Below are 21,708 nucleotides of genomic sequence, written 5' to 3' on the forward strand. Positions count from 1 at the left end.
CAGCTCACGGCCCCCGTGACCGCCCGGTGGCCGGGTGGTGGGACGGGTTTGCGCAGCGCCGGTACGGACTCCGGCGGGTCCGCGTACTCTGTCCCCCACCGACCGACCACCCCCGCACGAGAGAGACCCCAGCCATGCCCCCTTCCCAGGACATGACGACTGCGCTCGACCCCGGTCTCCTCGATGCCCTCCAGCACCAGGTGGCCGTCTTCGCCCGCCGTGCCGAGCAGACGCGTCTGGGCGGCACCGGCCAGCTCCGCAACTCCATGGACCGCGCGGCCTACCTCCTCCTGAACCGCCTGGACCAGGAAGGGCCGATGGGGGTGAAGGCGCTCGCGGCGGGCATGGGGATCGACTCGTCCACGGTGACCCGCCAGGTCGCGCCGCTGGTCGACACCGGACTGGTGAAGCGGACCTCGCACCCGGAGGACGGGCGGGCGGTCGTGCTCCAGCTGTCGCCGCGCGGTCTGGCACGTCTGGAGGAGGTCCGCTCCTCGCGCCGGCAGCTGATGGCCGAGGTCACGGAGGGCTGGACGCAGGACGAGCGGGAGTCCTTCTGCTCCCTGCTCACCCGCTTCAACACCGCCCTGTCCGTGCGGCAGTCGGCGCACGCGGGCCACGTCCCGGCGGAGCCGGCCGGGAGCGTCGCGCCGGAGTCCGGGGCCACGGCCTGACGGGGCGCCGCCGCGCGCCGGGGACGGAGCGGCTCTGCCTCCGTGGTCGCCGCGGACCGGGGACGGAGTCCGCGCAGACCTCTTGACCCGGCACCCGCGCTGTCCTCAGATGAGGAGGTGCGAGAGCGTCAGCGCGGACGGAGTGGCGAACGCGCCGACCGCACCCGGGAGTTCGAGGCGTTCGTGGCCGGGGCGGCGGGGCGGCTGCTGCACGCCGCGACGCTGCTCACGGCCGAGACCCGCACCCGGAACCCGTACGCCCAGGCGCTGCTGACGGCCGCCCTCGCGCACACGTACGCGGTGTGGGACCGGCTGCGCGACGAGGACCCGTACGATCTCGCGCGGCGCGACCTCGCCGCCCGCTTCGCGTGCACCGCGTGGAGGCACCGCGGCGGCGGCGGGGTGCTCGCCCCGCTCTCCCCGCAGGAACGTCTCGTCGTCGTGCTGCGGCTGTACGAGGGGATCGCGGAGGAGCAGGTCGCGGCCGTGCTCGGCCTCCCCGAGGCCCGGGTCCGCGCGGTGTGCGCCCGCTCGGTCGCCGCGCTGCGGGCGGCGGCCCGGGGCGCGGCGGGCGCCCGCGGGGCGGCGGCGTGAGCCGTCACGAGGACAAGGAGGCGGCGGTCCGGCGGCTGCTCGACACGGCCCATCCGCCGGTCCCCCGCGACCTGGCGCTGCGCGCCGCCGAGCGCGGGACGCGACGGCTCCGGCAGGCCCGGCGGGTGCGGCGGGTGCTGTGGGCCCTGGGCGCGGTCGCCGTGCTCGCGTTCGTCGTGTGGGCCTCGATGACGCGCCCGTGGGAGGTCCCGCCGGCGGGGACGACGCCCCCGCTGGAGGGCTGGTGACGGCCGGGGAGGCCCGGCCGTCACCGCGCGGGACTAGCCCAGCGCCTGACGGAGGTCGGCGAGCAGGTCGTCGACGTTCTCGATGCCCACCGAGAGGCGGACCAGGTCGGCCGGGACCTCGAGGGCGGAGCCCGCGACGGAGGCGTGGGTCATCCGGCCCGGGTGCTCGATGAGGGACTCGACGCCGCCCAGCGACTCGCCGAGGGTGAACAGCTGCGCGCGGTTGCAGACCTCGACGGCCGCCTCCTCGCCGCCCTGGACGCGGAAGGAGATCATGCCGCCGAAGGAACGCATCTGCTTGGCCGCGACCTCGTGCCCGGGGTGCTCCGGGAGGCCCGGGTAGAGGACCTGGGTGACCTTCGGGTGCTGGGTGAGCATCTCGGCGATCTTCTCGGCGTTCTCGCTGTGCCGGTCCATGCGCACGGCGAGGGTCTTGATGCCGCGCAGCACGATCCACGAGTCGAAGGGGCCGGCGACCGCGCCCATCGCGTTCTGGTGGTAGGCGAGTTCCTCGCCGAGCGCCTCGTCCGCGGTGACCAGGGCGCCGCCGACGACGTCGGAGTGGCCGCCCATGTACTTGGTCAGGGAGTGCACGACGACGTCCGCGCCGAGCGCCAGCGGCTGCTGGAGGTACGGGGACGCGAAGGTGTTGTCGACGACGAGCTTCACGCCGGCCTGGCGGGCGACACCGGCGACGGCCTCGATGTCGGTGATGCCGAGGAGCGGGTTCGACGGGGTCTCGACCCAGATCAGCTTCGTGCGGTCGTTGACCGCACCGCGCACCGACTCGATGTCGGAGGTGTTCGCGACGGAGAAGTCCACGCCCCAGCGCTGCACGACCTTCGCGAAGAGCCGGAAGGTGCCGCCGTAGGCGTCGTTCGGGATGACCACGTGGTCGCCGGGCGCGAGGAGCGCGCGGAGCAGGCAGTCCTCGGCGGCGAGGCCGGAGGCGAAGGCGAGGCCGCGGCGCCCGCCCTCCAGGGCCGCGAGGTTCTCCTCCAGCGCGGTGCGGGTCGGGTTCGCGCTGCGGCTGTACTCGTATCCGCCGCGCAGCCCGCCCACGCCGTCCTGCTTGTAGGTGGACACCTGGTAGATGGGCGGGACGACCGCGCCGGTCAGCGGGTCGGCGGTGTTGCCCGCGTGGATCGCGCGGGTCTCGAAGCTCTGGTGGGAGTGCTGGTCGCTCATGGGTCAGGAGCGTAGTGCCGCGCGCCTCCCGCCGCTGAGTTCGTCTCACCGGGTGTCCTGGACAATGGACACATGGACATTCTCTGGTTCCTGATCGCGCTCGGCCTCCTGTTCGGCGTCCTCGGTCCCTACGTGCTGCGCCGCCGGGGCGGCGGCGGGATCCGGCTGGCCGCGCCGGGGGCGCCGGACGCGGCGGACCCCGAGGCGTACGGCTTCGTGCGCCAGGAGGACCAGGACGTGCGGATGCCGGGTGCCGACGAGGAGCTCCTGCACGTCCTCGACGTCGTGCAGGCCACCCAGGACTGGCGGCCGGCGTCGCGGCTGCTCGCCGCCACCGGCAAGGAGGGCGAGGTGCGCTGGCAGCGCGTCCAGGCCTTCGCGGGCGCGGCGTCCCTGGAGCTCCAGGAGCGGCCCGGGGCCGGCGGGGCGTGGCTGCGGACCTGGCGGGCGGAGGAGCCGAAGGACGCGGGCGGCGCGGCCGTGCACGCCGAGTTCCTGGTGCAGCAGGCGTGGCGGTCCTCGTCGGCCGGGACCGACGACTTCCGGATCATCCTGGAGGAGGCCCTGAAGGTCACCGAGGAGGCGGCGCTGCTCGCCCCGGGCGACCCCGTGCCGTACATCACGCGGCTCGCGGTGGCGCGCGGACTCGGTTACGACCACGAGCAGTTCGACCAGGTGTGGGCGAAGGTGATCGACCGCGCGCCGGAGCACATGGGGGCGCACCTGGCGGCGCTGCACTACTGGTGCGAGAAGTGGCACGGCTCGCGCGAGGAGGCGGACCACTTCGCGACGACGGCCGCGGCGCGCGCGCCGCGGGGCTCGCTGCTGGCCGCGCTGCCGCTGTTCGCGGTGTACGAGCACGTGCCGGACGTGGTGCTCGTGCAGGACTTCTTCCGCACGGCGGTGGTGTCGAAGGCGATGGACGGCGCGCTGTACGCGGTCCACTCGGCGCGCCCCGACGACCCGATGCTGGCGCACGTGCGCCATCTCCTCGTCTGGTTCCTGGTGCGCGCGCAGCGCTGGTCGGAGGCCATGCACCAGCTGGTGCGGGTCGACGGACACGTCGGCGCGGTCCCGTGGACGCTGAGCGGCGACCCGGCGGCGGAGTACACGGTCTTCCGGAACCTGGCGGTGGCGGGCTACGAGGCGAACGGCGGCAGCCCGGCGACCCTGCCGCGCTGAGCGGGCCCGCGCTTCCCGGGGCGGGGCGACCGCCGTTCAGGACGGCCTTCGGGCGGGTGGGGAATCCCTTCCGGTCCCGCCGCGTTGTGCCTGTCGCCGACGACCGTCGAGGAGAGATGCAGCATGTTCCTGTCCCGCACCCCCGTACTCCCCACTCCCGACCAGGCCCTGCGCGGCCGGCCCGAGCCGGAGTTCTCCGTGCCCGAGCGCCACACCGTCCTCGGCAACCCGCTGCTGGGCCCCTACCCGGAGGGCCTGGAGGTCGCCGACTTCGCGCTGGGCTGTTTCTGGGGGGCCGAGCGCAAGTTCTGGCAGACCGAGGGCGTCTGGACGACGCTCGTCGGTTACCAGGGCGGCCACACGCCGAATCCGGCGTACGAGGAGGTCTGCTCGGGCATGACCGGGCACACCGAGGTCGTCCGGGTCGTCTTCGACCCGTCGAAGGTCTCGTACGCGACGCTCCTGAAGCTGTTCTGGGAGTCCCACGACCCCACCCAGGGCTTCCGGCAGGGCAATGACGTGGGCACCCAGTACCGCTCGGCGCTCTACACGCACTCCCCCGCCCAGGCCGAGCAGGCGGAGGCGTCCCGCGAGGCCTACCAGAAGGTTCTGACGGGCTCCGGCTACGGAGAGATCACCACCCACGTCCTCCCGGCCGACGAGTCCCGCCCGTTCTACCCGGCGGAGCCCTACCACCAGCAGTACCTGGACAAGAACCCGGCCGGCTACTGCGGCATCGGCGGCACGGGCCTGTCCTGCCCGATCGGCGTGGCGAAGGCCGAGTAGCGCTCAGCCGTGCGCCGCCCGCAGCGAGGCCGCCGTCGCGGCGGCCTCGTAGTCCGCCGGGACCCCCTCGACGAGGAGGATGTCGCCGGACATGTGGCGGGTGCGGAGGGGGATCAGCTCCTGGTAGGCCTCGGAGTCGTACCAGGCCCTGGCGTCCTCGTACGACGGGAAGCCGATGATCACCACGGCGCCCGGCCAGCTGCCCTCGCGGACCTCGCGGGCGGGGGCGCCGTGGACGAGGAAGCGGCCCCCGAAGGGGTCCAGGGTGTCCTGGATGCGCTCCATGTAGAGGAAGATGTCCTCGTCGAGGACGGGCTTCGGGTGCAGGTTTCCGATGGCGTATGCGGTCATGGGACCAGCGTGCCGCGGCATGCCCCACCGGGTCGATTACCCCGGAGGTCATGCCCCGGCCGCCCGCGTGCTCAGATCGTCGAGGTGTCGATCACGAAGCGGTAGCGGACGTCGCTCTTCACGACCCGCTCGTAGGCCTCGTTGATCTGGTCCGCGCGGATCAGTTCGATCTCGGCGCCCAGGCCGTGCTCGGCGCAGAAGTCGAGCATCTGCTGGGTCTCGGCGATGCCGCCGATCGCCGAGCCCGCGAGGGTCTTGCGGCCGCCGATGAGGGAGAAGAGGCTGACCTTGACGGGCTCCTCGGGCGCGCCGACGTTCACCAGGGCCCCGTCCGTCTTCACCAGGCTCAGGTAGGCGTCGAAGTCGAGCGGCGCCGAGACCGTGGAGACCACCAGGTCGAAGGTGCCGGCGAGCTCGCTGAAGGTCTCCGGGTCGCTGGTCGCGTGGTAGTGGTCGGCGCCCAGCTTCAGGCCGTCGTCCCGCTTGCGCAGCGACTGGCTGAGGACGGTCACCTCGGCGCCGAGCGCGTGGGCGATCTTGACGCCCATGTGGCCCAGGCCGCCGAGGCCGACGATCGCGACCTTCTTGCCGGGGCCCGCGCCCCAGTGGGCGAGCGGCGAGTAGAGGGTGATGCCGGCGCAGAGCAGCGGGGCCGCCTCGTCGAGGCCGATGCCCTCGGGGATGCGCAGGGTGTAGTTCTCGTCGACGACGATGTGGGTGGAGTAGCCGCCGTAGGTCGGCTCGCCGTTCTTGTCGAGCGCGTTGTACGTGCCGGTCATGCCACGCTCGCAGTACTGCTCCAGGCCGCGCCGGCAGTGGTCGCACTCCCGGCAGGAGTCGACGAAGCAGCCGACGCCGACCCGGTCGCCGGCCCGGAACCGGGTGACGCCGGGGCCGACCTCGGCGACGATGCCGGCGATCTCGTGGCCGGGGACCATCGGGAAGATGCCCTCGCCCCAGCCGTTCCTGGCCTGGTGGATGTCGGAGTGGCAGATTCCGGCGTACTTGATCTCGATGAGGACGTCGTGCTCTCCGACGGCCCTGCGCGGCACGGTGGTGCGCTCCAGCGGGGCGTCGGGGGCGGGCGCGGCGTAGGCGGGGACGGTGGTCACGTTCGTGGTCATGCCTCCAGCATGGCGGAGCGCGCGGACCCTACCCAGACACCTGTTCTACCTACGACCGGTGTGCCTACCACTGGCAGGGTCAGGAACGTACGTCCGTCCGCGCGGCCCGGGCGCGATAATGGGGCGGTATGGACCTCAGCGCCGAACTCAGTGAATTCCTCCGCTCCCGGAGGGCCCGGCTGAAGCCCCAGGACGTGGGCCTGCCGGAGTTCGGACGGCACCGCCGGGTACCGGGTCTGCGCCGCGAGGAGCTGGCGCAGCTGGCGGGGGTGTCCGTGGCGTACTACACCCGGCTGGAACAGGGCAACGGGCGCAACGTGTCCATGGAGGTCCTCGACTCGATCGCGCGGGCGCTGCGCCTGAGCGAGGCCGAGCGGGACCACCTCACCCGGCTGGCGAAGCCCGCGCCCGCACGGCGGCGGCCCTCGCGGCCGCAGCGGCTGCGTCCGGGCGTCCAGCAGCTCATGGACGCGATGACGGGGATCCCGGCGTACGTCGTGGGGCGGCGCACGGACGTCCTCGGGTCCAACCGCATGGCGACCGCGCTGTTCGGCGACATCGCCGCGCTGCCGCCGGAGCGGCGGAACATCGCCCGGCTGCTGTTCCTGAGCGACGGCTACCGGGACCTGTTCGTCGACTGGGAGCAGAAGGCGTGCGAGGTGGTGAGCTTCCTGCGGTTGGACGCGGGCCGTCATCCGGACGATCCGCTGCTGTCGGCGCTGGTCGGTGAGCTGTCGATGAAGAGCGAGGCCTTCAGGAGCCTGTGGGCGGCCCACCTCGTGAAGGACAAGGGGCACGGCAGCAAGCGGCTGCACCACCCGCTGGTGGGCGAGCTGACGCTCTGGTGCGAGACGCTGGTGGTGGCCGGCGACGAGGAGCAGTGCCTCGCGACCTTCCACGCGGAGCCGGGATCGCCCTCGGAGGAGGCGCTGGGTCTGCTCGCCAGCTGGGGCGCGGACCACGCCCTGCGGTGACCGGGACGGGCGCGGAACCGGGCGTGCGCCCGGACCCCGCCAGACGTAGGCCCACGCCCCGCCGACGGTTTCCCGGGCGCGCCCTCGCCCGGACGTACACCCATATACCCGACCTACGCGAGCCTGGGCATACGCGAGCGGCGGCCCCCTCGGAGTGAGGGGGCCGCCGCTCGCGTACGTGCGAGGATCCGCGGGTCAGACCGCCGAGCCGGCCTTCCACTCGGACCAGCTCATGTTCCAGCCGTTGAGGCCGTTGTCCGGCTTGATCGTCTTGTCGTTGGAGTTCTTGACGATCACGACGTCGCCGATGAGCGAGTGGTCGAAGAGCCAGGCGGCCGTCTGGTTCGGGTCACCGGCTCCCTTGACGTCGGCGAGGCCGACGCAGCCGTGGCTGGTGTTCACGCTGCCGAAGATCGACCGCGCGCCCCAGTAGTTGCCGTGGATGAAGGTGCCGGAGGTGGACAGACGCATGGCGTGCGGCACGTCCTTGATGTCGTACTCGCCCTTGCCGTCGTCGTCGGTGAAGCCGACGGTGGCGCCGTTCATCCGGGTCTCCTTGAACTTCTCGGAGATCACCATCTGACCGTTGTAGGTGGTGTTGTCCGGGGAGCCGGCGGAGATCGGGATGGTCTTGATCGTCTTGCCGTCCTGCTTGACCGTCATGGTCTTGGTGGCGACGTCGACGGTCGAGACCTGGTTGCGGCCGATCTTGAAGGTGACGGTCTTCTGCTGGACGCCGAAGACGCCGTCGGCGCCCTCGACGCCGTCGAGGTCCAGCTTCAGCGTGACGGTCGAGCCCTCGGTCCAGTACGCGTCGGGGCGGAAGTCCAGACGCGTCGGGCTGAACCAGTGGCCCACGACCTCCTGGCCGGAGCTGGAGGTGACCTTGACGCCGTCCTGGACGGCCTTCTTGTCGGTGATCGCCTTGTTGAAGTTGATCGAGACCGGCATGCCGACGCCGACGGTGGAGCCGTCCTCGGGCGTGAAGTTGCCGATGAAGCTGTTGGCCTTCGAGACGGTGGTGAAGGAGGCGTTCTCGTGGGCCTCCAGGCCCTCCGCGTCGGCGGCCGTGGCGGCGATCTTGTAGACCGTGGCGCGCTCCAGCTGCTGGCTGGGCTTCCAGCTCAGCCCGTCGGCCGCTATCTCGCCCTTGACCGCGGCGCCCTCGGCCGAGGTCATGGTGACCTGGGTGAGCTTGCCCTCGGTCACGGTGACCTTGGCGTCGTTGTTGATGGAGACGTTCTGGGCGCCGTTCTTCGGCGAGATGGTGATCTGCGCCTTGGAGGTCTTCTGCGCGGCCGCCTCGTCGACCTGCGCCTGTGACTGCGGCGTCGCGGAACCGGAGGCGCCGCCGTCCTTGTCACCGTCGTTGCACGCCGAGAGCACGAGTACGCCGCTGAGCACCGCGGCGGCGGCCGCCAGGCTCCTGCGGCGCTTGCCGACCGTCATCACACGCTTCTCCATCGTCGCCGGTTCCCTGCCAACTTCTTCTATGAACGCCCATGACACCCCGTCCGGTTCCGTGACCGGACGGTTTGTGGGGAACACCACTGATCCACACGCGTCCACCGGACTTCCGGTTCCCGAGATCGACCCGGCGAAACCGGGAAGGGCCCCGGGACGGCGTCCCGGGGCCCTTCGAACCGGGCGGATGCCCGGCCCTACGGCTGGTCGTCGTCTTCCTCGTCACCATCTTCCCCGTCGAGGTCCCACTCCAGTGCGTCGGGGTCGTAATCGATCTCCTCGCTGCTCCAGGAGGCCTGGACCATCTCGATCCCGGGGACGTCCCGGATCAGGTCGAAGGGCTCGACGAGGTGGGCGAGCGCCTCGGCGGCGTCCTCGCGGGCGGCGGCGCGCGCCTGCACGCGCTCCTCCTCGGGCATGAACTCGTCGCCGCCGATCCGGGCCACGGCGGCCTCGGTCAGTTCGGCGGGTCCGTCGACCTCCAGGACGACATCGACGCGAAGGCGGATGTAGCGGGCGTTCTCAGAAGTGCTCATGGGTCGGAGCGTAGGGGGCCGGGAGCCCTCGGGTTTCCCGCGACCCGCTGTGTTCCGTAGCATCGGCACACCGACCAATTCGCGGTTTCCGCAAGGGGGATCGAAATTTCCGTGTCCGTGGCCCGACGCCCACTGCTGACCGCCGCCGCCGCGGGGACGCTGCTGTGCGCCCTGTGGTTCGTGCCGTCCGCGAACGCCACCGATCAGCAGGGTGGGGTGAGGATCGGGGTGACCCAGGACGGGCCCCTGACGGACGACGGGCGGCTGGCCGAGACCGGGAACGGGGACACCCTGCCGTACCTGCTCGGCGGGACGGGTTTCCTGGGGGTCGGCGCGGGTTTCGTGGCCCTGGCCATGCGCCGCCGGGGCCGCGCCTTCTGAAGCGGAGGACCGACCTCCGGGCCCGCGCCTTCCGAACCGCTCCCTCATGGCGAAGGGCCGCCGGGACGGCGGCTCTTGAGCTTCCCGCGCCCGCGCGAAGAACCTCCGGGACAGCTCCTCGCGTCTGCACGCGAAGGGCCGCCCCCGGATGCCGGGGGCGGCCCTTTCGTACCGCGGTCGTCGTCAGGCCAGCGGTCCGGTGACCGGCTCGACCGCGGCGACCAGCTTTCCCTCACGTACGAAGGCGTCGGCGGCCGCCAGGTCCGGGGCGAGGAAGCGGTCCGGGCCCGGGCCCTCCACGCCGGCCGCGCGCAGGGCGTCGATGGCGGCCCGCGAGGCGGGCGCCGGGGTCAGGCCCGCGCGGAGCTCGACGCCGCGGGTGGCCGCGTACAGCTCGACCGCGATGATCCGGTTGAGGTTGCCGATCGCGGTGCGCAGCTTGCGGGCGGCGGACCAGCCCATGGAGACGTGGTCCTCCTGCATGGCGGAGGACGGGATGGAGTCGGCGGAGGCCGGGACGGCGAGCCGCTTCATCTCGCTGACCAGGGCGGCCTGCGTGTACTGGGCGATCATCAGGCCCGAGTCGACGCCGGCGTCGTCCGCGAGGAACGGCGGGAGGCCGTGCGAGCGGTTCTTGTCGAGGAGCCGGTCGGTGCGGCGCTCGGCGATGGAGCCGAGGTCGGCGGCGGCGATCGCGAGGAAGTCGAGGACGTACGCGACGGGGGCGCCGTGGAAGTTGCCGTTGGAGGCGACGCGGCCGTCGGGGAGGACGACCGGGTTGTCGACGGCGGCGGCCAGCTCGCGCTCGGCGACGAGGCGGGCGTGGGCCATGGTGTCGCGGCCCGCGCCGGCGACCTGCGGGGCGCAGCGCACCGAGTAGGCGTCCTGGACGCGGGGGGCCTCGCCGGCCTGGGCGTGGCCGGTGAGGCCGGAACCCTTCAGCACGGCCAGCATGTTGGCGGCGGAGGCGGCCTGGCCGGGGTGCGGGCGGATGGCGTGCAGCTCGGGTTCGAGGACCTTCTCGGTGCCGAGGAGGGCTTCGAGGGAGAGCGCGGCGGTGATGTCGGCCGACTTGTAGAGGGTGTCGAGGTCGGCGAGGGCCATGACCAGCATGCCGAGCATGCCGTCGGTGCCGTTGAGGAGGGCGAGGCCCTCCTTCTCCCTGAGCTCGACGGGCGCGATGCCGGCGGCGGCGAGGAGCTCGCCGGCGGGCCTGAGTTCGCCGTCGGGGCCTTCGGCGTCGCCCTCGCCCATGAGCGCGAGGGCGCAGTGGGAGAGCGGGGCGAGGTCGCCGGAGCAGCCGAGGGAGCCGTACTCGTGGACGACCGGGGTGATGCCCGCGTTGAGGACGTCGGCCATGGTCTGGGCGACCTCGGGGCGGACGCCGGTGTGCCCGGAGGCGACGGTCTTGAGGCGGAGGAACATCAGGGCGCGCACGACCTCGCGCTCGACGCGCGGGCCCATGCCGGCGGCGTGCGAGCGCACGATGTTGCGCTGGAGCTGGGCGCGGAGCTCGTGGCTGATGTGCCGGGTGGCGAGCGCGCCGAAGCCGGTGGAGACCCCGTAGACGGGCTCGGGCTTGGCGGCGAGCGCGTCGACGATGGCCCGGGCGGCGGCCAGGGCGCGCACGGCCTCGTTCGACAGCTCGACGCGGGCGCCGTGGCGGGCGACGTCGATGACGTCCTGCGGGGTCGTGCCGGACGTGCCGAGGACGACTGTCTGCATATCCATATTCAGCACCCTACGGATTGAAGACCGACATGTCACTAGTCGACTTCGTCACCGTCCCCCCACGGGACGGACCCTTACGGGGCCGATGCCCGCCGCCCCGGGTCTGCGCCTGTGCCTGTGACTGCACCTGCACCTGCACCTGCACCTGCACACCTGTGCCTGTGCCTGTGCCTGTGCCTGTGCCTGTGCCTGAACGGGACCAAGAGCAACCGATCCGGTCGAGCCGCAGGACCAGGGGCCACCGGATCAAGCCACGGGATCGCCCCCCGGCGCCCTCGGGTTCCCCGGGGCGGCCGGATCGGTCGGCGGCGGATCCACCGCAGGCGGCACGGGCGGCGCGGGCGGCGCCGTCGGTGGGGCGTCGCGGAAGCGGCGGCGGTCCCGGGCCCCGGGAGGGGCGTCGGCGAGCCGGATGACCGTGCCGTCGCGGCCCGCCACGACGGGCTTCGTCGAGCGGTCGGCCTTCGCCTGGTACTGGGCGGCGTCGGCGAGCCGGAAGAGCCGCCGGGCCGACTTGAGCGGGCCGATGGGATCGCCGGTGGACGCGACCCCGCAGGCCACGCCCTCGCCGAGCTCCAGCTCCGCCGCCCGGACGCACAGCTCCTCCGCCACCGCGACCACCTCGTCCGCCGTCGGGCCGACGGTCAGGAGGCAGAACTCGTCGCCGCCCAGCCGGGCCGCGAGGGCGCCCGGGAGCATCGCGCCGCAGCGGGACAGGACCGAGCCGAAGCGTTCGAGGAGGCGGTCGCCGACGGCGTGGCCGTGCGTGTCGTTGACCCTCTTGAGGCCGTTCAGGTCGCAGACCAGGAGGCTCACCACGGAGCCGTCCGCCCGGTAGCGCTCGATGGCCTCGTCGAGGCGGGTGTCGACGGCCCGGCGGTTGGCCAGGCCGGTGAGGGGGTCGGTGAAGGCGAGCTTGCGGACCTCCTCCAGACGCTCGGCCTGGGCGATGCCGGCGGCGACGACGGCCGCCAGGACGGTCGCGAAGTCGGCGTCCCCCCGGGTGAAAGGATTCTGCTCCGGGGTGCGGGCCACATACAGCTCGCCCCACGCGCGCCCGTGCAGCACGATCGGGGCGACCACGCAGCAGCCGCGCCCCCGGCGGCGCAGGCCGGTCACCCGGCCGGTCGCGACGGGGGCGTCGGCCGTCTCCACCCAGGCGTCCGGCTCGCCGCCGCCCGCCCACAGCTCGTGCAGGAACTCGGTGATCTCGGGGAACTGGTGCACCGGGTACGTCTCCGAGTCGGGGAACTCCTCCTCGCCCACGGCCCGGTCCCCGGCGTTCACCAGCACCTTCAGGCGGCCGAGGTCCCGCTGCCAGACGGAGAGGGCGGCGAAGCTCCCGTCGAGCCCCTCGCGGGCCCCGAGCGCCGCAGCCAGCCAGAACTCGCGCGGGGTGTGCGCCGCCGCCATCCTCTGCGCCAGCGCCACCACGGCCCGCAGCCGCACGTCCTCACCCATTCCTCCAGCTTAGGGAGGTTTGATGCGATTTCCTCACCGAGACGTCACTTTTAGTGACATTCGATAGGAATGCGTTGAAATTACTCGCCCGGCCAGTTCGGCTTCCGCTTCTCGTTGAAGGCCGCGACACCCTCCGCCCGGTCGCCCGAGAAGGCCACCGAACGCCAGGCCGCGTCCTCGACCTCGAGACCGGCCCGCAGGTCCAGGCCCTGGCCCAGCCGCATCGCCTTCTTCGCGGCGCGCAGGCCCACCGGCGAGTTCGCCGCGATCCGGCCGGCGAGCTCCAGGGCCGCCGTCCGGGCGTCGTCCTCCAGGAGGTCGACCAGACCGAGCTCGCGGGCCTCCGCCGCCTCCACCCGGCGGGCCGTGAAGACCAGCTCGGCGGCGCGCGCCGCGCCCACCCGGCGCGGCAGCAGCTGCGTACCGCCGCCGCCGGGGATGACGCCCACGGAGACCTCGGGGAGGCCGACGACGGCGGTCGCGTCGGCGACGATGACGTCGCAGGCGAGCGCCAGCTCGAAGCCGCCGCCGAGGGCGAAGCCGTGCACGGCGGCGACGGTCGGCATCGGCAGCTCCAGGACGCCGGTGTAGGCGGCGCGGGCGGTCGGGCGCTGCCGGACGAGCTCGGCGTCGGTGAAGGAGTTGCGCTCCTTCAGGTCGGCGCCGACGCAGAAGGCGCGATCGTTCGAGGAGGTCAGGACGGTGACGCGGACCTCGGGGTCGGCGGCGAGCGCCTCACAGGCGGCCCCGAGGGAACGGGCCATCTCGGAGGAGACGGCGTTCATGGCCTTGGGCCGGTCGAGGACCAGCTCCGCGACGTGACCGTCCTTCCGGACCACCACGAACTCACCAAAGCGCTGCTCGGACATGACCGCACACCCTCCCGGTTCGGACCCGTCGACGAGTGTTAACGGGCGTTCACCGGGAGATCCTAGGGCCTGGCGGCCGGATCCGGCAGGGGCCCACCGCACCCGCCGCGCGCGGCCGCGCGGCGGGTGAGGGCGGCCTGATCCGGCGCCAGGGCGTCGGGGAGCAAGCCGGGCGGGCCGGGCTCGCGGTGCCCGGCACCGCGAGCCCGGCCCAGGCCCGATCGGCACGGCACCCGCTACGTCGGGCGGCGGCTCAGGAGCCAGGGTTCGACGACGCCGAGGCCTCGGACCGGGCGCTGCCACATCGGCTGGAGCGCGAAGCGGTACGTCTCGGCCGGGCGGCCCTCCTTCTCGGCGCGGGCCGCCTCCTCCGCGGCCGCCGCCTCCGAGGCGGGAGCCTCCTTGGTCCTGGTCAGCTCCTCCGCGAGGGCCCCGTCGACGAGGACCGCGTCCTTCGGGGCTATCGAGGTGAGGCGGCTGGCCAGGTTCACGGTGGTGCCGAAGACGTCGCCCATCCGGGTCGTGACGGTGCCGAACGCGATGCCGACGCGGAGCGCGGGCATCGTGTCGTCGTGGCTCAGGGTCTCGATGAGCCGGAGGGCGATCTCGGCGGCCGTGCCCGCGTCGTCGGCGCAGTACAGCACCTCGTCGCCGAGGGTCTTGATGAGCCGGCCGCCGTGCGCGGCGACCAGGTCGGCGCAGGTGGTCTCGAAGGCCTCGACGAGCTCGCCGAGCTCCTCCTCCTCCAGCCGACGGGTCAGCCGGGTGAAGCCGACGAGGTCCGCGAAGCCGACGGCGAGCCGCCGGTCGACCATCTCCTCGTCGTCGGCGGCCTGGACGACCCGGCCGGTGGCGGCGGCGAGCTGCCGGCGCCACACGTAGATCAGGAACTCCTCCAGCTCGGGCAGGAGCAGCTCGACCAGCGGATACGTGACCTCGGTGCGGGTCATGCCGGGCTCGGGCGGCTCGGTGAGGCCTTCCAGGAAGGAGTCGATCTGCCACTCGGCGAGGCGCGCGGTGGTCTGCCCGGTGGAGCGGGCGACCTGCACGGCCATCGGCTCGCTGAGCAGTCCGGCCTCGACGAGTCCGGCGAGCCGCCGCAGGGCGAGGACGTCGGCCTCGGTGAGGGCCTTGGCCTGACCGATGTCGGCGAAGCCCATGGCGCGCCAGAAGCGGGAGGCGAGCTCCATGGAGACGCCGGCGGTGCGGGCGGCCTGGAACGGGGTGTAGCGGCGGTCGGCCCCGAGGATGAGCTGTTCGAGGCGGATGGCGAGGGGGTCGTGGCTGGGCTCGGCCGTGTGGTCGACCTCGTGGTGGGGCGTGGGGTACGTCGGCGGTCCGGCCGGCTCGGCGCCGTCGCCCGCGTTCGCGTCGTCGACGGTCACCGGCCGCCTCCTGCCCGTTCCCTGCCGCTGCCCACTTGTCCTGCCGATCTGTCGCCGTGGATCGCGCTCCACGATACGACAGGTGTGTGCTGGCTCACGCGCGATCGCCGCCGCCCGGCGGGTGCGCGCGGGCCCTCCGGGCGGACCGGCGGGAGGGCGCCGCACACGCGGGTCATGTCCGCAGGTGGACGATGTCGCCCGCTCCCACCGCTTCGGTGCCGCCGCCCTCCGTGGCGACGACCAGGCGGCCGTCCCCGTCGAGGGCCACGGCCTCTCCCTCCAGCATGCGCTCCCCGGGCAGCTCGGCGCGCACCCGGCGGCCGAGGGTGGCGCAGCCGGCCGTGTAGGCGGTCTGGAGGCCGGAGGCGGCCGGGTCGCCGTCGGCCCGGGTCCAGTCGCCGTACCACTGGGCGAGGGAGCGCAGGACGGCCCGCAGGAGGGTGTCGCGGTCGGTGGAGACCGCGCCGGCGAGGAGGAGGGAGCCGGCCGCCGGGACGGGCAGCTCGTCCTCACGGAGGGTGACGTTGATGCCGAGGCCGACGACGATCGCGTCCTCGCCGGCGCGCTCGGCGAGGATGCCGCCGGCCTTGCGCTCCTCGCCCGCGACGGAAACCAGCACGTCGTTGGGCCACTTGAGGGAGGTGTCGACGCCGGCGGCCTTGGCGAGGCCGGTGGCGGCGGCCACCCCGGTGAGCAGCGGGAGCCAGCCCCAGCGGTGGACGGGGACGTCCGGCTTGAGCAGGACGGAGAGGAAGAGCCCGGAGCGGGCGGGCGCGGTCCAGGTGCGGTCGAGCCGCCCTCGGCCCGTGGTCTGCTCCTCGGCGACGAGGACGGCGCCTTCGGGCAGTTCACCGGCCCGGGCGGCGAGGTCGCTGTTGGTGGAGCCGGTGCTGGTGACCACGTCGAGCGAGGTCCACAGTCCGTCGGGGAGGACGAGCGCGCGGCGCAGCGCCGTGGCGTTCAGCGGGGGCCGGTCGAGGTCGGACCAGCGTCCGCCTGAGCCTTGTGAGGACGTCATGCAAGCCAGACTAGGTGTGGCAAAGACCGCAGTGCCGAACCGTATCGGCGTCGATACGCTACGGGTCAGTAGGCCAGCAGTAGGCCATTCGTAGTCAACGAACCCCCCGTGACCAGGCAGGGAGCCGCATCCCGATGTCCGAGCCGGCAGAGCAGTACGAGATCGACATTCACACGACCGCGGGCAAGATCGCGGACCTCAGGCGCCGTATCGACGAGGCCACGCACGCCGGCTCGGAGCGCGCGGTGGAGAAGCAGCACGCCAAGGGCAAGCTGACCGCGCGCGAGCGGATCGCCCTTCTCCTGGACGAGGGTTCGTTCGTGGAGCTGGACGAGCTGGCGCGCCACCGCTCGACCAACTTCGGCCTGGAGAAGAACCGGCCGTACGGCGACGGCGTCGTCACCGGCTACGGCACGGTGGACGGCCGTCCGGTCGCCGTGTTCTCGCAGGACTTCACGGTCTTCGGCGGCGCGCTGGGCGAGACGTACGGCCAGAAGATCATCAAGGTGATGGACTTCGCGCTGAAGACGGGCTGCCCCGTCATCGGCATCAACGACTCCGGCGGCGCCCGCATCCAGGAGGGGGTGAGCGCGCTGGGCATGTACGGCGAGATCTTCCGCCGCAACACGCACGCCTCGGGGGTGATCCCGCAGATCTCCCTGGTGGTCGGCCCGTGCGCGGGCGGTGCGGTGTACTCCCCCGCGATCACCGACTTCACGGTGATGGTCGACCAGACCTCGCACATGTTCATCACCGGTCCGGACGTCATCAAGACGGTGACCGGCGAGGACGTCGGTTTCGAGGAGCTGGGCGGCGCCCGCACGCACAACGCGACCTCGGGCGTGGCGCACCACATGGCGGGGGACGAGAAGGACGCGATCGAGTACGTCAAGTCCCTGCTCTCGTACCTTCCTTCGAACAACCTGTCGGAGCCGCCGGCCTTCCCGGAGGTCGCGGAGACCGAGGTCTCGGACGAGGACCGCGAGCTGGACACGCTCATCCCGGACTCGGCGAACCAGCCGTACGACATGCACAGGGTCATCGAGCACGTCCTGGACGACGGCGAGTTCCTGGAGACGCAGTCGCTGTTCGCGCCGAACATCCTGACCGGCTTCGGCCGCGTCGAGGGCTTCCCGGTGGGTGTCGTCGCGAACCAGCCGATGCAGTTCGCGGGCTGCCTGGACATCGACGCGAGCGAGAAGGCGGCGCGCTTCGTGCGCACCTGTGACGCCTTCAACATCCCGGTGCTCACCTTCGTGGACGTGCCGGGCTTCCTGCCCGGTGTGGACCAGGAGTACGGCGGCATCATCCGGCGCGGCGCGAAGCTGATCTACGCGTACGCGGAGGCGACGGTCCCGCTGATCACGGTCATCACGCGCAAGGCCTTCGGCGGCGCGTACGACGTGATGGGCTCCAAGCACCTGGGCGCGGACCTGAACCTGGCGTGGCCGACGGCGCAGATCGCGGTCATGGGCGCGCAGGGCGCGGTGAACATCCTGCACCGGCGCACCATCTCCGAGGCGGCGGACCAGGACGGCGAGCGGGCGCGGCTGATGCAGGAGTACGAGGACGCGCTGCTCAACCCGTACATCGCGGCCGAGCGCGGCTACATCGACGGGGTGGTCATGCCGTCGGACACCCGCCCGCAGATCGTGAAGGGTCTGCGTCAGCTGCGGACGAAGCGGGAATCCCTCCCTCCGAAGAAGCACGGCAACATCCCGCTCTAAGCCCCTTCCGGACCCTCAAGGAGCCGACATGATCAAGGTCGTACGAGGCAACCCGACCCCGGAGGAGCTGGCCGCCGCACTGGCGGTGGTCCAAGCCCGGGCCGCGGCGACGGCGGCGGAGTCCGCCGGGACGGGCGGCCCGGCGGCGCCGGAGGGCTGGTCGGATCCCTCGCGGATCGCGCGCACGGCCGGACAGCGGCCGGGCCCGCGGGCCTGGGCGCGGTCGTACTGGCCGGTGTAGTCGTCACGGCATGAGCAAGGCCGGATCCCGTGTGCGGGGATCCGGCCTTCTCGCTGTCCCGGGGCGGGTCACGTACGGCGGAGGAAGACGCCCGACAGTACGGCTCCGACGGCGACGATCGCGGCGTTGACGAGGACCGCGCGGCCGATGCCGTCGAGGAGCAGCGGCGTGGAGACGACGACGGCGCTCATGACCGGGGTGCCCATGGTGATGCCGATCTGCTGGGTCATGGTCGCGAGCCCGGTCGCCATGCCCTGCTCGCCCTCGGGGATGCCGGAGGTGGCGGTGACCATGAAGCCGACGATCGCGAGCATGTTGCCGACGCCGCCGGCGAAGGTCGCGGTGAGCAGCAGCGCGAGGCTGCCCCGGTCGTCGCCGAGTCCGAGGAGGGCGAGGGTGGCGAGGGCCTGGAGGAGTCCGCCGGAGACGAGGGCGGCGCGGGCGCCGAAGCGGCCGATGAAGCGGGAGGCGCCCACTCCGCCGAGGACCGTGCCGGCGCCGAGGACGCCGAAGGAGAGTCCGGCGGCGAGCGGGGAGAAGCCCAGGACGTCCTGGAGGTAGAGGGTCATCAGGAAGACCAGCGAGGTCTCGGTGACGAAGGCGACGAGCCCGGCGAGGTTGCCCCAGACGACGGTGCGGCGCTTCAGGACGTGGACCGGGACGAGCGGCGAGGCGGCCCGCCGTTCGACGAGGACGAAGGCGACGAGGAGCGCGGCGCCGACGGCGAGGGCGGTGAGCGCGAGGGGGTCGGTCCAGCCGCGCTCGCCGGTGGCGGTGAGGCCGTAGACGAGGGCGAGGAGTCCGCCGGTGACGGTGATCGCGCCGGGCACGTCGAGGCGGGGCCGGACGGCCGGGCGGCTCTCCTTGAGCACGGCGGGGGCGACGAGCAGGACGGCGAGGGCCACGGGCACGTTGACGAGGAAGGCCCAGCGCCAGGAGAGCAGGTCGGTGAGGACGCCGCCGAGGATGGCGCCGGTGGTGAAGCCCGCGGACATGAGGGCGCCGTTGAGGCCGAGCGCCTTGGCCCGCAGCGGGCCCTCGGGGAAGGAGGCGGTGAGCAGGGAGAGCCCGGCGGGGGTGACGGCGGCGGTGGCGAGGCCCTGCGCGACCCGGGCGGCCATGAGGACCTCGGGGCCGGTGGCGAGTCCGCCGGCGAGGGAGGAGACGCCGAGGAGGGCCATGCCGCCGAGGAAGAGGCGGCGGCGGCCGATCAGGTCGGCGACGCGCCCGAAGAGCAGGGTGAATCCGGCGGCGGCGAGGGCGAAGGCGGTGGCGATCCACTGGAGGCCGCCGAGGGTGAAGCCGAGTCCTTGCCCGATGACGGGCAGGGCGACGTTCAGGATCGAGAAGTCGACGGCCAGCATGAACTGGGCGAGGAGGAGGACGACGAGGACGATGCGCATCCGGCCGGTCATCCGGGTCTCGGGGCCGTCCGCGGGGGCGGAGACGGGTGCGGGGTGATCGAGGGCAACCATGCGGGAGACTCCTTAATGGGAGCGTCGTTCCGTTAAGATGTCCCGTACCGTAGCAGAGTCGAAGGCCTTAATGGAACAGGAGACCCGTTTGAGTGAGAGCCCACCGGCCTCGCCCGGCACCGTGCGCCCCGGCGGCCGCACCGCGAAGGTCCGCAGGGCGGTCCTCGACGCCACCCGGGACGCCCTCGCCGACACCGGCTTCCACGCCCTGAACATGGACCGGATCGCCGCGGGCGCGGGCGTCGGCAAGACCACCGTCTACCGCCGCTGGGGCTCCCCCGTCGGCCTGGTCACCGACCTCCTGCACGACATGGCGGAGCAGTCGCTGCCCGCCTCCGACACCGGCAGCCTCGCGGGCGACCTGCGGGCCAACGCCGAACTCGTCCGGGCGACGCTCGTCGACCCCCGGATGGGAGCCGTCTTCCGCGCGGTCATCGCCGCGGCGGCGGGCGACGAGGAGTGCGCCCGCGCCCTCGCCGGCTTCTACCGGACCCGGCTCGCCGAATGGGCCCCGGTCGTGACCAGGGGCGCGGCGCGCGGCGAGGTCCCGGCGGGCACGGACCCCGTCGAGGTCCTCCGCGCCGTCTCCGCGCCGCTCTACTACCGCTTCGCGGTCACCCACGAGGAGCTCGACGGGGCCGTCGCCGAACGGGCGGTGGCCGCGGCCCTGGCGGCGGCGCGGGACGGGGTGTTCGTACGGACCTGAGGTGCGGGACACGGACCCGAGGCGCGGGACGGGGGTCTTCGTACGGCCTGAGGCGCGGGACGGGGTCTTCGTACGACCTGAGGCGCCGGACGGGGAGGGCCCTTCCGGATCTGGGCCTTCCGGACCCGGGGGCCTGAGTATCCGTACTCAGGCGCCCGGCCCGTCCCGCCCGCAGGATCGGAGGCATGCTGTGGTCCGACCCGAAGAACCAGCCGCCGAAGTTCCTGCGCGACATGCAGGCGATGCTCCGCCGCACCGGCGTCCTGCTGGCGCTCGCGATGGTGGTGGCGATGTTCGTGGCGACCGCCCGCTGACCCCGGGGAGCCGACCGGCCGGGGCCCCCGCGCGGCGCGCTTCGGATCGGACCGCACGCGCGCACGTGCGCGCGCCCGCCACTGGCTACGCTGCCCCCATGACTGCTGATCCGCGCCGTGTCGTGCTCGCCTCCGCCTCCCCCGCCCGGCTCGGTCTGCTCCGGCAGGCCGGACTCGCCCCCGAGGTGATCGTGAGCGGCGTCGACGAGGACAAGGTCCACGCCCCCACCCCGGCCGAGCTGGCGCTCACCCTCGCGGAGGCCAAGGCCGCCCATGTCGCCGCCCGGCCCGAGGCGTTCGGCGCGCTCGTCATCGGCTGCGACTCGGTCCTGGAGCTCGACAAGCAGGCCCTCGGCAAGCCGGCCGACGCCGCGGAGGCCGTCGCCCGCTGGCAGGCGATGCGGGGCAGGGTCGGCATCCTCCAGACGGGCCACTGCGTCTACGACACGGCCGCCAAGCGCTACGAGTCGGCGACGGCCTCCACCGTGGTCCGCTTCGGCGAGCCGACGGACGAGGAGATCGCGGCGTACGTGGCGAGCGGCGAACCGCTCCACGTGGCGGGCGCGTTCACCCTGGACGGCCGCTCGGCCCCGTTCATCGACGGCATCGACGGCGACCCGGGCAACGTGATCGGCCTGTCCCTGCCGCTGCTGCGCCGGCTCCTGCGCAAGCTGGACGTCGAGATCACCGACCTCTGGGCCTGAGTCAGCCGGCGGTGACCGCCCGCCCCTCGGGGGCGGCGGTCTCCTTGCCGTACGCGACGAGGGTGAGGACGACGAGTCCGAGGACGGCCACCAGGAAGGCGAAGGCGGTCCAGCCGAGCAGGGCGACGGCGACGGCGCCCAGGACCCCGTGCACGACGGCGCAGCCGATCAGGAGGCCCCGGCCGAAGCGGCCGGGGCGCCGGTCGCGCACGCCCGCGACGAGGGCGACGAGGGCGCAGACGACGAGGGCGACGCCGGAGGCGATGCCGAGCCCCCAGGTGCCCTTGACCATCGCGTCGGGGTCCATCCCGTCGAGGGACATCGACTGGGCCTCCAGGAAGCCGGCCATGACGGCGTTGACCGCGACGATGCCGGGCGCTTCCAGGAAGAGCACCGCGGCCGTCACGAGCGCTATCGGTCTGCGGGCCACCTCGGCCACCCCCTGAATTCACCTGTTACCGGCAGTACGTTCGACAGCACGGAGGCTACTGGCCGGTAAACCCCTGGACAAGAGTTCGCGCACGGCGGGACACGACGGACTCGGGGGCAAAGAATCGTTGAGCCATTCGTAGGGA

The 21,708-nt window shown here is 72.9% G+C and carries 23 protein-coding genes and 1 pseudogene; 12 read left to right on the forward strand and 12 right to left on the reverse strand.

Annotated features, from left to right (window positions below):
* Window positions 1–134 precede the first annotated feature (134 nt).
* The 3 genes from ACFYXU_RS03455 (at window position 135) to ACFYXU_RS03465 (ending at window position 1,516) form a co-directional block, all read left to right on the forward strand.
* Complete coding sequence (locus tag ACFYXU_RS03455; RefSeq protein WP_389456354.1) at window positions 135–674, forward strand: MarR family winged helix-turn-helix transcriptional regulator; 540 nt, start codon at window positions 135–137, stop codon at window positions 672–674.
* A gap of 117 nt (window positions 675–791) precedes the next feature.
* On the forward strand, window positions 792–1,268 hold the full coding sequence (locus tag ACFYXU_RS03460) for a sigma factor-like helix-turn-helix DNA-binding protein (protein ID WP_389407397.1): 477 nt from the start codon (window positions 792–794) through the stop codon (window positions 1,266–1,268).
* The gene (locus ACFYXU_RS03465) at window positions 1,265–1,516 is read left to right on the forward strand and encodes a hypothetical protein (RefSeq protein ID WP_376516629.1); all 252 of its coding nucleotides are present in this window, start codon (window positions 1,265–1,267) and stop codon (window positions 1,514–1,516) included. Before ACFYXU_RS03460 ends, ACFYXU_RS03465 begins: the two co-directional genes overlap by 4 nt.
* Window positions 1,517–1,549: 33 nt before the next feature.
* Here the strand turns inward: ACFYXU_RS03465 and ACFYXU_RS03470 are convergent, their stop codons facing one another.
* Window positions 1,550–2,704, reverse strand: coding sequence for a cystathionine gamma-synthase (locus ACFYXU_RS03470; RefSeq protein WP_376516631.1), 1,155 nt, complete (start codon window positions 2,702–2,704; stop codon window positions 1,550–1,552).
* A 72-nt stretch (window positions 2,705–2,776) separates the two neighbouring features.
* Between ACFYXU_RS03470 and ACFYXU_RS03475 the strand changes: the two genes are divergently transcribed.
* Together ACFYXU_RS03475 and msrA are read left to right on the forward strand one after the other, a co-directional pair.
* Window positions 2,777–3,886 (forward strand): hypothetical protein, encoded by a 1,110-nt coding sequence (locus ACFYXU_RS03475; RefSeq protein WP_361396197.1) that lies wholly within the window; start codon window positions 2,777–2,779, stop codon window positions 3,884–3,886.
* Window positions 3,887–4,009: 123 nt separating this feature from the next.
* Window positions 4,010–4,672 (forward strand): peptide-methionine (S)-S-oxide reductase MsrA, encoded by a 663-nt coding sequence (gene msrA / locus ACFYXU_RS03480; protein WP_389407401.1) that lies wholly within the window; start codon window positions 4,010–4,012, stop codon window positions 4,670–4,672.
* A gap of 3 nt (window positions 4,673–4,675) precedes the next feature.
* Here the strand turns inward: msrA and ACFYXU_RS03485 are convergent, their stop codons facing one another.
* Window positions 4,676–5,023: a DUF1330 domain-containing protein gene (locus ACFYXU_RS03485; RefSeq protein WP_376516635.1), complete on the reverse strand. Its 348-nt coding sequence runs from the start codon at window positions 5,021–5,023 to the stop codon at window positions 4,676–4,678.
* Between the two features lie 71 nt (window positions 5,024–5,094).
* Window positions 5,095–6,147, reverse strand: coding sequence for an NAD(P)-dependent alcohol dehydrogenase (locus ACFYXU_RS03490; RefSeq protein ID WP_376516638.1), 1,053 nt, complete (start codon window positions 6,145–6,147; stop codon window positions 5,095–5,097).
* Window positions 6,148–6,275: 128 nt separating this feature from the next.
* Here ACFYXU_RS03490 and ACFYXU_RS03495 point away from each other — a divergent pair, with 128 nt between their 5' ends.
* Entirely contained in the window at window positions 6,276–7,121 is an 846-nt protein-coding gene (locus ACFYXU_RS03495) for a helix-turn-helix domain-containing protein (protein ID WP_376516640.1), read from the forward strand.
* A 195-nt stretch (window positions 7,122–7,316) separates the two neighbouring features.
* On the opposite strand, the gene ACFYXU_RS03500 is transcribed toward ACFYXU_RS03495, so the two are convergent.
* Both ACFYXU_RS03500 and ACFYXU_RS03505 read right to left on the reverse strand, forming a co-directional pair.
* Window positions 7,317–8,585, reverse strand: a complete 1,269-nt coding sequence (locus tag ACFYXU_RS03500) for an Ig-like domain-containing protein (RefSeq protein WP_389456358.1) — start codon at window positions 8,583–8,585, stop codon at window positions 7,317–7,319.
* 197 nt (window positions 8,586–8,782) lie between these two features.
* Window positions 8,783–9,121, reverse strand: coding sequence for a hypothetical protein (locus tag ACFYXU_RS03505; protein WP_376517608.1), 339 nt, complete (start codon window positions 9,119–9,121; stop codon window positions 8,783–8,785).
* A gap of 111 nt (window positions 9,122–9,232) precedes the next feature.
* Here ACFYXU_RS03505 and ACFYXU_RS03510 point away from each other — a divergent pair, with 111 nt between their 5' ends.
* A complete protein-coding gene (locus ACFYXU_RS03510) occupies window positions 9,233–9,502 on the forward strand; it encodes a hypothetical protein (RefSeq protein WP_361396223.1) in 270 nt (89 codons plus the stop codon).
* Between the two features lie 183 nt (window positions 9,503–9,685).
* Here the strand turns inward: ACFYXU_RS03510 and hutH are convergent, their stop codons facing one another.
* From hutH to ACFYXU_RS03535, 5 genes and pseudogenes are all read right to left on the reverse strand, one after another.
* Entirely contained in the window at window positions 9,686–11,227 is a 1,542-nt protein-coding gene (gene hutH, locus ACFYXU_RS03515; protein WP_376517613.1) for a histidine ammonia-lyase, read from the reverse strand.
* 357 nt (window positions 11,228–11,584) lie between these two features.
* A pseudogene (locus ACFYXU_RS03520) lies at window positions 11,585–12,694 on the reverse strand (diguanylate cyclase domain-containing protein); the annotation flags it as partial.
* Between the two features lie 80 nt (window positions 12,695–12,774).
* On the reverse strand, window positions 12,775–13,563 hold the full coding sequence (locus ACFYXU_RS03525) for an enoyl-CoA hydratase-related protein (protein WP_329854196.1): 789 nt from the start codon (window positions 13,561–13,563) through the stop codon (window positions 12,775–12,777).
* 236 nt (window positions 13,564–13,799) lie between these two features.
* Complete coding sequence (locus ACFYXU_RS03530; protein WP_376516903.1) at window positions 13,800–14,948, reverse strand: adenylate/guanylate cyclase domain-containing protein; 1,149 nt, start codon at window positions 14,946–14,948, stop codon at window positions 13,800–13,802.
* Between the two features lie 172 nt (window positions 14,949–15,120).
* Window positions 15,121–15,966 carry a biotin--[acetyl-CoA-carboxylase] ligase gene (locus tag ACFYXU_RS03535; protein WP_376516900.1) on the reverse strand — a complete coding sequence of 282 codons (846 nt, stop codon included), beginning with the start codon at window positions 15,964–15,966 and terminating at the stop codon, window positions 15,121–15,123.
* 134 nt (window positions 15,967–16,100) lie between these two features.
* Here ACFYXU_RS03535 and ACFYXU_RS03540 point away from each other — a divergent pair, with 134 nt between their 5' ends.
* Window positions 16,101–17,693 carry an acyl-CoA carboxylase subunit beta gene (locus tag ACFYXU_RS03540; RefSeq protein WP_329854199.1) on the forward strand — a complete coding sequence of 531 codons (1,593 nt, stop codon included), beginning with the start codon at window positions 16,101–16,103 and terminating at the stop codon, window positions 17,691–17,693.
* A gap of 28 nt (window positions 17,694–17,721) precedes the next feature.
* Window positions 17,722–17,934, forward strand: coding sequence for an acyl-CoA carboxylase epsilon subunit (locus ACFYXU_RS03545; RefSeq protein WP_361396237.1), 213 nt, complete (start codon window positions 17,722–17,724; stop codon window positions 17,932–17,934).
* Window positions 17,935–18,002: 68 nt separating this feature from the next.
* Here the strand turns inward: ACFYXU_RS03545 and ACFYXU_RS03550 are convergent, their stop codons facing one another.
* Window positions 18,003–19,409 carry an MFS transporter gene (locus ACFYXU_RS03550; protein WP_361396240.1) on the reverse strand — a complete coding sequence of 469 codons (1,407 nt, stop codon included), beginning with the start codon at window positions 19,407–19,409 and terminating at the stop codon, window positions 18,003–18,005.
* Between the two features lie 70 nt (window positions 19,410–19,479).
* Between ACFYXU_RS03550 and ACFYXU_RS03555 the strand changes: the two genes are divergently transcribed.
* From ACFYXU_RS03555 to ACFYXU_RS03565, 3 genes are all read left to right on the forward strand, one after another.
* Window positions 19,480–20,115, forward strand: coding sequence for a TetR/AcrR family transcriptional regulator (locus ACFYXU_RS03555; protein WP_389456360.1), 636 nt, complete (start codon window positions 19,480–19,482; stop codon window positions 20,113–20,115).
* Window positions 20,116–20,300: 185 nt separating this feature from the next.
* Window positions 20,301–20,429, forward strand: a complete 129-nt coding sequence (mmpB, locus tag ACFYXU_RS03560) for a morphogenic membrane protein MmpB (protein WP_267258901.1) — start codon at window positions 20,301–20,303, stop codon at window positions 20,427–20,429.
* A 98-nt stretch (window positions 20,430–20,527) separates the two neighbouring features.
* Complete coding sequence (locus ACFYXU_RS03565; protein ID WP_376516894.1) at window positions 20,528–21,133, forward strand: Maf family protein; 606 nt, start codon at window positions 20,528–20,530, stop codon at window positions 21,131–21,133.
* Window position 21,134: 1 nt separating this feature from the next.
* On the opposite strand, the gene ACFYXU_RS03570 is transcribed toward ACFYXU_RS03565, so the two are convergent.
* Window positions 21,135–21,563 (reverse strand): hypothetical protein, encoded by a 429-nt coding sequence (locus tag ACFYXU_RS03570; RefSeq protein WP_376516892.1) that lies wholly within the window; start codon window positions 21,561–21,563, stop codon window positions 21,135–21,137.
* Between the last annotated feature and the right edge of the window lie 145 nt (window positions 21,564–21,708).

The sequence above is a fragment of the Streptomyces sp. NPDC002232 genome, assembly GCF_042890295.1.
In the GTDB taxonomy this organism is placed as follows: domain Bacteria; phylum Actinomycetota; class Actinomycetes; order Streptomycetales; family Streptomycetaceae; genus Streptomyces.